The 12761-nt window shown below is 62.7% G+C and carries 12 protein-coding genes; 5 read left to right on the top strand and 7 right to left on the bottom strand.

Annotated features, from left to right (window positions below):
- Positions 1 to 35: 35 nt before the first annotated feature.
- Genes ACNAOT_RS05725 through fdxA form a run of 4 tightly spaced genes read left to right on the top strand, consistent with a single transcriptional unit; the run spans position 36 to position 3615 of the window.
- Positions 36 to 971, top strand: coding sequence for a dihydrodipicolinate synthase family protein (locus ACNAOT_RS05725; RefSeq protein WP_420180351.1), 936 nt, complete (start codon positions 36 to 38; stop codon positions 969 to 971).
- Complete coding sequence (locus ACNAOT_RS05720) at positions 971 to 1783, top strand: SDR family oxidoreductase (RefSeq protein WP_420180350.1); 813 nt, start codon at positions 971 to 973, stop codon at positions 1781 to 1783. Before ACNAOT_RS05725 ends, ACNAOT_RS05720 begins: the two co-directional genes overlap by 1 nt.
- Positions 1784 to 1809: 26 nt before the next feature.
- The gene (locus ACNAOT_RS05715) at positions 1810 to 3288 is read left to right on the top strand and encodes an aldehyde dehydrogenase family protein (protein WP_420180349.1); all 1479 of its coding nucleotides are present in this window, start codon (positions 1810 to 1812) and stop codon (positions 3286 to 3288) included.
- A gap of 6 nt (positions 3289 to 3294) precedes the next feature.
- Positions 3295 to 3615, top strand: a complete 321-nt coding sequence (gene fdxA / locus ACNAOT_RS05710; RefSeq protein WP_420180348.1) for a ferredoxin — start codon at positions 3295 to 3297, stop codon at positions 3613 to 3615.
- A gap of 71 nt (positions 3616 to 3686) precedes the next feature.
- On the opposite strand, the gene ACNAOT_RS05705 is transcribed toward fdxA, so the two are convergent.
- Complete coding sequence (locus tag ACNAOT_RS05705; RefSeq protein WP_420180347.1) at positions 3687 to 4427, bottom strand: response regulator transcription factor; 741 nt, start codon at positions 4425 to 4427, stop codon at positions 3687 to 3689.
- A 99-nt stretch (positions 4428 to 4526) separates the two neighbouring features.
- Here ACNAOT_RS05705 and ACNAOT_RS05700 point away from each other — a divergent pair, with 99 nt between their 5' ends.
- Positions 4527 to 6197, top strand: coding sequence for a sensor histidine kinase (locus ACNAOT_RS05700; RefSeq protein WP_420180346.1), 1671 nt, complete (start codon positions 4527 to 4529; stop codon positions 6195 to 6197).
- A gap of 3 nt (positions 6198 to 6200) precedes the next feature.
- Here ACNAOT_RS05700 and ACNAOT_RS05695 read toward each other — a convergent pair whose 3' ends face one another.
- The 6 genes from ACNAOT_RS05695 to ACNAOT_RS05670 form a co-directional block, all read right to left on the bottom strand.
- Entirely contained in the window at positions 6201 to 6461 is a 261-nt protein-coding gene (locus ACNAOT_RS05695; RefSeq protein WP_420180345.1) for a PLD nuclease N-terminal domain-containing protein, read from the bottom strand.
- Between the two features lie 33 nt (positions 6462 to 6494).
- Positions 6495 to 7703: a 5-methylcytosine restriction system specificity protein McrC gene (locus tag ACNAOT_RS05690; protein ID WP_420181127.1), complete on the bottom strand. Its 1209-nt coding sequence runs from the start codon at positions 7701 to 7703 to the stop codon at positions 6495 to 6497.
- Positions 7704 to 7797: 94 nt separating this feature from the next.
- A complete protein-coding gene (locus ACNAOT_RS05685) occupies positions 7798 to 10032 on the bottom strand; it encodes an McrB family protein (RefSeq protein ID WP_420180344.1) in 2235 nt (744 codons plus the stop codon).
- Between the two features lie 85 nt (positions 10033 to 10117).
- A complete protein-coding gene (locus ACNAOT_RS05680) occupies positions 10118 to 10720 on the bottom strand; it encodes a DUF1349 domain-containing protein (protein ID WP_420180343.1) in 603 nt (200 codons plus the stop codon).
- Positions 10721 to 10822: 102 nt separating this feature from the next.
- Positions 10823 to 11743 (bottom strand): tetratricopeptide repeat protein, encoded by a 921-nt coding sequence (locus tag ACNAOT_RS05675; protein WP_420180342.1) that lies wholly within the window; start codon positions 11741 to 11743, stop codon positions 10823 to 10825.
- Positions 11744 to 11753: 10 nt separating this feature from the next.
- Positions 11754 to 12761 carry a DUF5107 domain-containing protein gene (locus ACNAOT_RS05670; RefSeq protein ID WP_420180341.1) on the bottom strand — a complete coding sequence of 336 codons (1008 nt, stop codon included), beginning with the start codon at positions 12759 to 12761 and terminating at the stop codon, positions 11754 to 11756.

Raw genomic sequence — 12761 nt, 5'->3', positions numbered from 1 at the left:
AGGACACCAACTCAAACGAACAGAAGGAGATACCGATGCAGCCAACAGTTGCGCGTGAATCCTTGCCAGCAGGTGTGTGGGGCGTTGTTGCCACACCGTTCCAGGGCAGCACGCTGGACGTGGACACGGATAGCTTGGCCGAGCTTGTGGAGCACTACGAGTCCATTGGTGCTACCGGGCTCACCGTCCTTGGCGTCTTTGGGGAAGCCGCAGCACTGACCGTCGAGGAACGCAGTCAGGTACTGGAAACCGTGGTGGAATGCACGTCGCTTCCGCTCGTTGTGGGAGTGACCGCCTTGGCCACCCGCCCCGCTATTCAGGAAGTGCTCGCTGCCCAGGACGTGGCCGGACCCCGGCTTGCGGCCGTAATGGTGCAGGCCAACTCCGCCACGCCCCAAACTGTGATCGCCCACTTGGACGCCATCCACCGCGCTACGGGAGCAAAAGTAGTCCTGCAGGACTATCCTCTGGCCAGCGGCGTCAGCATCCCCACCAAGGCACTGGTCTCCGTGGTCTCGGCTTGCGACTACGTCATTGCCGTCAAGGCCGAAGCGCCGCCCACTAGCGTGGCGATCGCGGAGCTGAGTCCCGCCGTCGACGTTTCTGTTTTTGGCGGTCTGGGCGGGCAGGGACTGCTGGACGAACTCATGGCCGGCGCGGCGGGTGCCATGACCGGTTTCTCGTACCCCGAAGCCCTCATTGCCTGTGTCCGGGCATGGCACCAGGACGGTTACGAGGCTGCCCATCGCGAGCTGCTGCCATACCTGCCGCTCATCAATTTCGAACAGCAGGCCAAGGTGGCGTTAGCCATCCGCAAGGAGTGCCTGCGAGAGCGCGGCCTCATCAAGGCTTCCGGGGTCCGTTCGCCGGCCGCGGCGTTCCCCGAAAGCCTGCGGACCGGCATGGCAACACACCTTCGCGAAGCTGCTGCGGCGCTGGAAGCCGCGAAAACAACTGTAGGGAGCTTCTAATGGACCTCGGAATCGCCGGCAAGACCGCCTTGATTGCTGCATCCACCGGTGGGCTGGGCTTGGCCGTTGCCCGGGCTCTGGCCGCAGAGGGTGTACGGGTGGCGATCATTGGCCGCCGCAGGGACCGGGCCAAGGAGATCGTCGAAGAACTGCACGCTGCGTACGGAATAGGCTCACTGGGCTCTACAGGTTTTGACGCGTTGGCCATAGAGGCCGACCTCACCACCCCGGAGGGCATCGAATCCGCCGTCCAACAAACCGTCGCCGACCTCGGACCAATCGACATTCTGGTACTCAACGGGCCGGGTCCCAAGCCGGGGGCCGCTGCGACGCTAAGTACCGACGATATCGCTGCGGCGTTCGATCTGCTGGTCAAGCCGCACCACGCCCTGGTCAAGCACATCCTTCCCGGCATGCGGGAACGGCGTTGGGGCCGCATCCTGGCCATCGGGTCCAGCGGAGTGTCGGCACCCTTACCCAATCTCGCAGTATCCAACACCGGACGCGCCGCACTTGCCGGGTACCTCAAGACACTCGCAGCTGAAGTCGCCCTGGACGAGGTGACCGTGAACTTGCTGCTGCCCGGCAGGATCGCCACGGACCGCGTGACGCAGCTTGACCAAGCCGCCGCCAAACGACGCGGCACCACGCTGGAAGACATTCAGCTCGAGTCGCGCAAGACCATCCCCGCCCGCCGCTATGGGGAACCCGCCGAGTTCGGTGCGGCTGCCGCCTTCCTGTGCAGCGCGCCGGCGTCGTACATCACCGGAGTCGCGCTCAGGTGCGACGGCGGCCTGATCCGCAGCCTCTAAACGCCACTACTTTCAAAGGAAACGCCATGACGTCCACAGCCCTGGAAACCACCATCACCAACGACGCCGAAACAAGCACCGCACAACACCTCATTAACGGCCAGTGGCTGGGCGAAGCCGACACCCAGCGGATGAACCCGGCCAGGCCGGGGGAACTCGCAGCCCTCTCCCCCAGCGGCACAGCCGAGGACGTTGATACGGCCATCACAGCAGCCGCAGCAGCCCAGTCTTCATGGGCCGGAATGCCCGCACCGTCGCGGGGCGCCATTCTCATCGCTGCCGGGAACCTGCTGATCGAGCGGCAGGCCGCCATCGCCGAGGACTTGGTCCGCGAAGAAGGCAAGACACTCGCCGAAGCCAAGGGCGAAGTGAAACGTGCCTCGGACGTCCTTCGTTTCTTCGGCTCTCTCGGTTGGGCAGCCACCGGTGAGGTACTGCCCAGCGGCCTGCCGGACACCACCATCACCACCCGCCGCGAACCGCTGGGCGTCATTGGGCTCATCACTCCGTGGAACTTCCCCATCGCCATCCCGGCATGGAAGACCGCCCCGGCGCTGATTAGCGGCAACACCGTTGTCATCAAGCCCGCTGAACTCACACCATTGTCCGCAAACCACCTGGCCCGTGCCCTGCAGGACGCGGGACTGCCCGCAGGCGTATTCAACGTGGTGCATGGCAAAGGCCGTGTAGTAGGAGATGCGCTGGCCAGGGATCCGCGCATCGCTGGCATGTCGTTCACAGGCTCCACCAATGTGGGCCTCGGGCTGCAGGAGATCCTGAACGCCCGCCGAGCCCGGGTCCAGCTGGAAATGGGCGGCAAAAACGGCGTCCTGGTGCTGGACGACGCAGATGCCCGCAAAGCCGCTCAGGTAGTAGCTGCTGGTGCGTTTGGCCTGACCGGACAGGCCTGCACCGCAACCTCACGCGTTTACGTGACACCGGGGATCCGCGCTGCGTTCACAGAGGCCTTGATCGAGGAGGCCGCTGCGTACACCACTGGTGATGGCTTGGGAAGCGGCACGCGAATGGGCGCTGTGGTGAGCAGGCAACAATTCGGGCAGGACCAAGCCGCGGTGCGCTCCGCCGTCGAACGCGGTGCCACCCTCCTTCACGGCAGCTACGACGGCGACCCGAACGGTCCACTATTCTTCCCTGCCGCGATCCTCACGGACCTACCAATGGACGACGCAGCGGTAACAGAGGAGATCTTTGGGCCGGTGGTCACGGTTCTTGAAGTGGCCGATTACGAAGCCGGATTGAATGCCATCAACGACTCCCGCTACGGCCTGACCGCCGGCATCTGCACGGACTCGTTGGCCCTCGCTACGGACTTCGCTGCCCGGGCGCAGGCGGGCGTGATCAAGGTAAACCGCCCCACCGCAGGCTTGGACCTCAACGTTCCCTTCGGTGGCGTGAAGGATTCATCCACCAACACCTTCCGCGAGCAAGGCAGGTCCGCCCTGGACTTCTACACGTGGGGCAAAACCGTTTACACGGGCGTGTAGCGGGCCATGAGCTACGTGATCGCCCAGCCTTGCGTGGATGTGAAAGACAAGGCCTGCATTGACGAGTGCCCGGTGGATTGTATCTACGAGGGCGATCGCTCGCTCTATATCCACCCGTCCGAATGTGTGGACTGCGGCGCGTGCGATCCCGTGTGTCCCGTTGAAGCTATCTACTTCGCGGACGATGTCCCGGACGAATGGGCCGATTACGTCAGGGCCAACGTTGAGTTTTTCGAGGAACTGGGCTCGCCGCAAGGTGCGGGCGGGTTGGGCAATCAGGGCCGCGATCACCCAGTGATCGCGGCCCAGCCTCTGCGCGTCGGCTAACCCAAGTAGGTCGCAGTAGTGCGCGTTATGAGGGCTCATAACGCGCTTAACTGCGACCCAGTTGGGCTTGTTTAGTTGTTGCTTGAGGGAGCCAGCCGGTAACCAACCCCGCGCACCGTCTCAAGCCAGCGTGGTGCCTGGATGCTATCGCCGAGCTTCTTGCGCAGATTTCCCATATGTACCTCAACGGCACGCTCATCTGCGTCGCTGACGTAACTGCCGACGTCGTATGGTTCGTTGCGTAGGCGACGCGCGAGGTCTGCCTTGGTCCGCACTATCCGTCCGGTCTCCAGCAATGCAAGCAGGAGGTCGAACTCCGTGCGGGTCAGCTTGAGCTCTTTGCCGTTCAGGACCGCGGTGCGGGAACCGGCAGAAACTGCCAGCCCGTTGTGGCTCACTTCGGGATCCGTTTCTTCCGGCACGCTCTTGGATTCCGACGACGCGCGGGGGCGTCGCATCATCGCTTCAACACGGGCGCGCAGTTCCCGGGGACGGAAAGGCTTGGTGAGGTAGTCGTCGCCGCCGGCTTCCAAACCCATGAGGGTGTCCAGTTCTTCGGCGCGTGCCGTCAACATAATGATGTAGGCGTCCGAGGATTTCCGGATCTGGCGAGCTACTTCAAAACCATCAATATCGGGGAGGCCGAGATCCAACGTAATAACGTCCGGATTCAGCTCGCGGGCCGATGTCACACCTGCGGATCCCGTGGACGCGACATGTACATCAAATCCCGCCTGGGATAGAACTACGCGTACCAATTCGCGGATATCCTGGTCATCTTCAATGACCAGCCCCACACGTGCTTCACTCATCGCTGCCCCTCAGCCCCTTCGATAACCTCAGAAGTATATCCATTATGGTTAGGCTGATCTCATGAACCGACTTTCTTCCGCATCTCTGGTGGATATGCCATGACCCACCCTTCAACTTGGGATATTGGTGACAAGAAGAAATTGTTGGTTTTCAGGCGCTCTTTCCATGAACATACCCTGCGTATGCGCGTTGTCCTTAGCCAACTGCCGTTGTCTGTGTGTGTCTGTATTTCAGCCATACTGGTTTGGCTGTATTTCCCCGCCACACTTGAGAATCCGCTGTTCCTCATTTTCCTGCTGAGCCAAGCACTCCTGCTGGCGCTGTGCATGATTGTGCCGTGGCACCGGCTCCCTTTCGCCAGCTTCCTCACCATCCCCATCCTGGACATGGTCTCCATCGGCTTCGCCAGGGAAGGCGCGATGGAATCCATCACCGGCCTCAGTGTCCTGGTGGTACTCCCGGTCATCTGGCTGTGCGCTTCAGGGTTGTACCCGAAGCTCGCCATTGTCATGTCCTTCCTGGGACCGTTGGGGATTGTCTGGGTGCCCCTGTTCGTGCGCGGAACCTTCAGTGAACAGGACTTCACCAAGCCGCTCCTGTTCCCTATCCTCATGCTGGGCATCGGAGTTTCCGTCAGTGTCCTGACGCTGAGCATGGTGCGCCAGCAGCGCGCCCTGGAAGAGAAGGACGAGGCACTCAAGGAAGCACTGAGCGTCAGTACCAAACAGGAACGGCTCCTCAACACCGTCATGGAAGCGCTGCCTCTTGGCGTGGTAGCTGTGGATGGCGATGGGCACGACATCCTCATGAACCGCCGCCAACGCCAAACTCATGCCCTGGCAACTCCCCCGGACAACGACGACCCCAACGAATCCCAGTTGCTGATCTTCGACACGGACAGGACAACGCCGCTGGCTGCGGACCGGCGACCGGTGCGTCGTGCTGTCTTGGGTGAAAGGTTCACGGACCAGTTGGTGTGGTTGGGCTCCGGAAAGGAACAACGAGCCTTCACCGCGAGTGCACGCCCCATGGTGGACGACGCAGGGAAATTCGCCGGTTCCGTGGTGGTGTTCAGCGACGTCACGGACCTGGTGAACGCGCTGGCCGCCAAGGACGACTTCGTTGCTAATGTCTCCCACGAATTCCGTACCCCGTTGACGTCCATCCTTGGTTACGTCGAGCTCATCCTGGATGAGCCGGACACCCTCGATGCCCGAGCCCGCAAACAACTCGACATTGTCAGGCGCAATGCAGAGCGGCTATTGACGCTCGTCTCGGACCTGCTGGCCGTGCGCTCAGGCCAGATCGTCATACAGCCGCACTCAGTGGACGTGGTGGAGTTGGTGCGTGGCAGCGTCACCTCAGCAGAACCACGCGCGGCCAAGGCCGGAATCCGACTGTCGATGGACCTCCCGGATGCGCTGGAAGCCCATGTTGACTCATCACGGATTGCGCAGGTGCTGGACAATCTGGTGTCCAACGCAATCAAGTACTCCCCCGACGGCGGGGATGTGGAAGTAGCTGCCTGGGAGGAGCAGGACTTTGTTTTCTGCCGGGTCACTGACACCGGGATGGGTATGAACGAACAGGAGCAGGCCGAGGCTTTCACCAAATTCTTCCGCGCCGGCAGGGTACGCAAGAGTGCCATCCCCGGTGTCGGACTGGGGTTGCCCATCAGCAAAGCCATTGTTGAAGCCCACGGCGGGACCATCACACTGGAGAGTGTCCCCGGCCAGGGCACCACTTTTACGGTGAAGATGCCGTCCTGACCGTCAGTGTTTTACTGCCGCTACGCCCTTCCCTGCATGCTCTGCATCCCGACGGCGGCCGAAGAGGAAGTAGCTGACGGGCCCAAAGAAGTTGATGAAGGAGACCGCCCGCCAGATGGCCTTCTTGCCGCGGATCTGATCGTCCGGGGTCTTGCCGATGCTTCGCTGCGCAGCACCTAGCAGGGCCAGATTCAGCGCTCCACTGACCAACAGCATGATCCGTTGGCCTTTGGTCATATCGCGCCACGATTTCTTGCGGGCCATGATGCCTCCATCCGTGAAGATTTACTTATCAGGCTAGTCCGACGCCGACCGGCCCGCCACAGCTTGGCGTACTACTTCGCCCCACGATTGCTCGGCCAGGTCAGCTACGGCGGCCAGGATTTCCGACGGCGGCAGGGACAGGTCCAGTGGGTACTCCACGATGTCGATGTCCGTGTTGAGAATGCGGCGGAGCTTCATTTCCCCCGCCCCCGCGTAGACGAGCCAAGCGGTGGGGACCCTGAGGGCAGTGCAGTACGCCAGCAACTGGTAGTGGTCTGCGCTCAGGGAGGCACCGGCGTCGGAGGCTGCTTGGTATTTGGAGTCGTAGACCACCACAGGGCGGCCGCCCAGGAAGTGGACGGCGTCGGGACGTACCGTCAGGCGATCGGTGTCCCTGACGGCTTCATTGAGCAAGGCACCGTACTGGAGGCGCATCTCCCCCGGGTGCGCGCTCATGGCGGACCTCAGGGCAGTACCCACGAATTCTTCAAACACCTGGCCCATGTCCACCACGAATGACGCGGTTTGCTGCTTGCCCTCGCCCGCCTCGGCGGAAGCGTTCCGAAGAATTACCTCGGACAGACGCAGCACGGCGTGATACCTGAGGTTCATCCTGCTGGCGCGCCACGGCGGCAGCGGCGCTCCGGACTGAAGCCGGGTAACGGCGTCGAGCTTTCCCTTAAGTTGCCGCAAGCGGCTCAAGACATCCGGCCGCACCCCGGGAACCTTTCCCATGCGCTCCAAGGCCGCACGGAGGATGCGGTTCTCCGCGATGTCCTCCGTGAATTCGTCGTAGGAGACCTCCAGCGGCACCATCATTCCAGGGCGTCGGGAAATCTGGTCTGAGATACGGATGCGGCCCTTGACGGTGCGCAGGGATTCTTCCACGGTCAGATAGCCCTGCAGTACGCCACGGCTCAGGGCTTTATCTGCCAGCTGAGCGAGCGATTCGGCCAGCGCGCTCCACAAATCCGGGTGCTCCACGGCCTCCACGGAATGGTCGCGGAAGCCTTGGTCCCCGGCGTAACTGAGCAGGAAAAGAAGCCGGCTGAGGCCAAGCCGATCCTTGGGACGGACTTCCAGCTGCACTGAGGCGGTCCGGACTGAACCCACCTTGCCAACGGGCTCAATCCTGTAAAGGCCCATGCCCATGGGCGACGCCTTGGCCAGGCCGCTGGTGTTGATGAACGCAGCCGAACTGGGATCGAGTTTGTCCACCACACCACGGGAGAGCTCGTCCATGACGATATGCCGCGGCCCGGAAATGACCCGCCCGGCAGAGGCAGGCGCCCTGCCGGCAGAAGCAGGCACCCGGCCCGGCCTGGGCGGGATGGCTTTAGCGGGCTGCAAGACGTCCCAGCAACTGGTCCAGGCCGAAGCGTTCCTCCAGCTGCGCCCGGTTCAGCTGCCCGTGGTAGTGCTCCTCCAGCAACGGCATGAGCTCGTACTTCCAGATACGACGGAGTCCCGTGGGGTTCTGCGCGGCATTCTTCATGAAGTATGACGGCCCGATCATCAGGTCCCGGTCCCAATCGTCGATCGCGTCATTGAGCGCGTCCAGCAGGTCCGCGTTGAGGGTCTCCAGCCCGCGGGCTTCGAGGAAGCGACGCAGGGTGCCGCGAATCGGCTCCTCCTTGGGGTGCAGCTCGATAAACGCGAAACGACGGCGGATGGCGGCATCCATCATGGCAATGGAGCGGTCCGCAGTGTTCATGGTGCCGATGATGTAGAGGTTGTCCGGCAGGCTGAAGGGCTCGTTGGGGCTGTACTGCAGGTAAATGCGATCGTCCCGGTACTCCAGGAGGAAGTAGAGCTCACCGAAGACTTTGGCCAGGTTGGCGCGGTTCATTTCATCGATGATCAGGAAGTACGGTTTGTGCGCATTCTCAGCCTTGGCAGCTTCCTCCGCCAGTCGCCTCAACGGCCCGGCGACCAGTTTGAAGGACACCTGGCCATCGTCGGTTTTGTCCGGCCGGTAGCCCTCGAAGAAGTCCTCGTAGGCATACGAGGGGTGGAACTGCACCAGCTTCACGCGTTCGTCGGTGTGGTCACCGGCCAGCTCGGCGGCGAGGTGCTTGGCCAGGTAGGTCTTACCGGTTCCCGGAGGACCGTAAAGGACCAGTTGGCGGTTCTCTTCAAGCAGTTCCGCGATCTCCTTGAGCGGTTCGAGGTCCATGTGCAGGGACGCCGCGAACTCTTCTGTCAGGGGCCGGAAACCTTGCTGGACAACCTCGACGACGGTGGTGGGCGGAGCTTCGTCCTCACCATCGGTTTCGGCCTCCACAGGGAGTAGTTCCTGCAGGGCTTGGATCACCCTGGTGACGTCCACGATGATGCCCGGCGTGGACAGCTGCCGCTGGGCATGACGTGGAAGCTCGGGGATGGCGTAGCTGTCCTCGAACCAGCGGACCTTGCGGCGGATACGGCGGTTGTCCTCGTGGTGTTCAGGTTCACCAAGAACCACACCAACGCGCACTCGGCCGGCATGCTGGTACAGCGTGAGGTCGCCCGGCTTCATGACTGTCAGGAAGGCGAAAACAGCCGTCTTGGTGTCTTCTCGTTCCACGTAGCCCAAGTGCTTGTAGTCCTCGTCCACGGCATGCTGGACCACGCCAGCCGTCACGCCCGCCGTGAGGGTACGCAGGTGCTCCACGTCCAGAGTGGCCTTTTCCTCGGCAACCCAGCTGGCCAAGAGGTCACCGTTGTCATGATGGGTGCGCAGGAGCCAGGACCGACGGCCCGGATCTCCCACCTTGCGCCACTGACTCACCAGTTGGCGGGAATACCAGTCGATGCGCTGCCCGGCCTGCTCGTCCAAGTGGAGGCGAATGCGGTGAATGTCCGCAGTGATGTCCTCGTCCGTGTCACCTTTGGCACCGCCGACGAGTGAAGCGAAGGCGTCCCGGATCTCCTGGCGTTCAACATCGGCCACCACGGGCTCAAAGTAGCTCGGCCACACCAGGTACTCGATGCTGCGGCGAAGGGCGGGCTGATCCTCGGGCGTCGCTGCGGCTAGTTCGTGGAACTTCAATGGGTCAGCAAGGGCTTGGTTGATGGTGGCCGTACTTTGGCTGTCCACGTGGGCCACGAAACGGCACAGCCACTTCAAGTGATCCCAAATGGTCCAGTTGAACTCGGCAGTACGGTCGCGGATAACACCGTGGTCCGTCATCCCCTCGTAAAGTTCTTCCGGCAGCTCGATGGGCGGCTCAACCCATGACGCCGCTTCGGCGACGCGTGCCCTCTTCACCCTGAGGGACTTGACCTCGTGCGCGAGCGGCAGGGATTGCAGGAACAGCAGTTCCACGGCCAGCAGTTTGGCCTCCCGGGACGCACCTTCCAGGTTCTGCCGCAGGTTGGTCATCATGGGGGCTTTTGAGTCCTCAACCCCGCGTTCGAGCCTTTCGAGAAGCTCGCCCGCAGCATCCGCGGTCCACGTCAACGTCCGGCCGTCCAGCGCGGAAGGTCTCCCGTGAAGCGCCGGACCGAGCACATACCAGGCTGCGTCCTCGATCTCCTTGGAGACTCCGGGGGCACGGTCAATGGCAGTTTTTACGGAGGGAATCACCATGCCAACTTACCTTGTTTGGCTTATCCAAGCATCTGGATATCCACAGGCTTACCGTTCCACCCGCGTGGCCTGCGTCGGCGCGCCGCTAGCTTCCGTCGCGGAGGTCCGCCGGAGGTTCTTCCGTCAATTCGATGGTGTCAAAACGCGCCTCGCAGCTCTCCCCCAGTGGGGCTTGCGACATGAACCCGACGTGCACAGGTTTCTCCGTATCCAACCTGAACAGCCGGACAAAGGACCACTCCCGGCCATCCGGTGACGAGTGGAAAGCCCACGCTGGACCTACTCTGCTGACGCGCAAGTAAACCCACGGAGCGGTCACCACAGGCCCGTTGGAATCGTCGGAATAGCTGTTGGTCACCACGCTGACCACCATGGCTTCCCCTTGCGGAGAATACTCGAAGCAGAGCTTGGCCCAGTGCTCACTGTCCGCCCACAGGGTCAGCACACCGGCGTCGAAGGTTGTCCGTGGTGAGGCCACCATAACCCTGGCCGACAACGAGAACGCCGCCGGAGCCCTGAACCCCAGCGCTGTGGCGCCGTGCTGCGGTTCTCCCCCGAGGGAGTCGTTGGTCCAGTCAACCCCGGGCGCGGCTGTGAGCGTCAGCGTCCCCTCGGTCTCGTCATAGCTGGCGTGACCAGCGGACGACGTCCACTCCAAGGGCGGGAGTCCAGCTATTTCGGGGATCAATTCGGTGCTCCTCTGTGTCCTGAAAAAATGGTCAAGAACACGCTTTCAGAGATTGCCGGAGATGTGCGGGAGGCCACACCCGGGCGCCACCAGAAAAGTTCTTTAGTGCATCCCGAACTGATAGCTGAACGGAACAGGCTCGCCCGGACAAACCTCTTCCCACAGTGCGGCGATGGCGTCCTCCCCCTCGCGGAGGTCCGGAATCTCAACGCCCGCGCGAAGGATGGCGGCCGCCTCTCCGGGGTTTCCCGTCCGCGCAAGCGCAAGCGCCCTCAGGAATCTCAAACGTCCGACGGCGGCGGCCTCCTTGGGTGCCGTTTCCGCAAGTTCCAGCGCCATGGCCGGGTCACCGTGGCGGTTGCTGAGCGTTACGGCTTCGGTGAGCAAAGCTAGGTTTGAAGGGTCAAGCTTTACGCCGTTCCGAAGCTCAGCCAGACCCTGCATTTCCTGTCCCTCTGCAAGCAGTGCCAAGCCCAAACCACGGTGCGCGAGCGCCTTGGTACCGAGCGTCACATCGCGGGCCGCCAGTACCTTGCGATACAGCGCCTTCGCCCCACCCAGGTCCTGTCGTGCATGCTTCATGGTGGCCAAATGAAGCTGTGCCTCCGGACTGTCCTGCCCTGCCAGCAAGTCTTCCCAATCCGCCCCCGCAACGAAACTGGGGGCGCCGTCGAACGCTTTTCCATGCAGCAGCCCAAACCACGGTTCCTGCTCGGCCGTGACGCTCTCCTCCCCGAAAGGTGTCCCGCTTTCATCAATCCAGGCCATGCCTGCCCTGTCGCGCCGGGCACGCTCCACAACGCCCCAACCGCTTCCGTGCAGCAGCATTTTCGACGGCGGGATGTCGGCATTGCTGATGGCCGCGGGAAGCATTGCCTCAAGTTCCTCATGGGGCAGGAGTTGTTCCAACCGTTCGCTGGCGTGGGCCACAGCAGCATCCCAATCGGCACCGTGCGAGGTCTGCGGCTCAAGGTGCCCGTTCCCGTACGCTTCAACCCATGCCCACTCGGCGCCGGCCGGCATCACCAGGTGCTCAAACTGCGTCTGCGCCAGACCCGCCTGGATCTCGGCGTACGGTCCTGCCCCCCGGGCTCAACCATTCCTGCCAGCGTTTGCCGCCTTGTCCTTGGCCCCACACGAAGAGCTTCTTTCCCCTCAGGAGGCCGGTGGACAGCATCGCCAGCCCGTCGCCGTCGTCGTCCGCTGCCACAACCCAGCGCCGCTCGGAAGGATCGATGTCGAAGAAAAAGTCCGCCGCGTGCGGGCTGTTGACCAGCCATGTGCCGTCATACCCTTCGTGGTCAGTGGGCCGGACCCGGGTGATGTCGGTGGCGTAGTCACTGCCGAAAGCCTCGTCCGCCGGAGCGATGACCCGAGTGCCATCCGTTTCCGGGATGGCTGCGTTGCTCCACCAATACATGGGGACATCGTGATCGTTCGGGTTCCGCAGCCTGACGGCGGCGAAGAGGACGTCCGAGTCCGCAGGCAACCAGATGTCCACCTGGAACACCACTTCCCGCAGCCGCTCGTACTCCCACAGGCGCAGGATGTGTTTGCCGTCCGGAGTGTGGACAATCGCGGTGTGCAGCGGATCGCAACTGGTGGGCGAATGACCGCGGGTACCGATATTCCATTCCAGCCCACCCGCAAACCACGCCTTGCGCAGCGCAATGTTGGCCAGTTGCGGGGCATCGTGGGTGTGCAGGAGCTGCTTGCCTGTGGCTTTGTCGAACAACTCCCAGATGCGGCCACCCAATGAAGGGACGACGGTCACCTTGAGTTTGCTGTTTTCAAGCACGACGGCGGGCAGTTCCTTGGGTGCCGCGTCGCGGCTGTAGCCGTCCTGCATGAGGTACGGGTAAACGTTGGGCACCACTCCGTAGCGGGCCGAGGTTTGGAGTTCCTCCGGCACGCCCTCGCCCACGGTGTAGGGCTGGTCCAGTTCGGCTGCCACCACCGGCAGGGGGTTCAATGGGCCGAGCTCAGCCATTGTCAGGGAAATAGTGGTGACGGTGAGGTTGGAGCTTGCGGTGATGGCCAC

The sequence above is a fragment of the Paenarthrobacter sp. TA1.8 genome, from assembly GCF_048595705.1.
Lineage (GTDB): Bacteria > Actinomycetota > Actinomycetes > Actinomycetales > Micrococcaceae > Arthrobacter > Arthrobacter nitroguajacolicus.
Note: the sequence above shows the minus strand (reverse complement) of the source record. Positions and strands in the feature narration are given on the sequence as shown.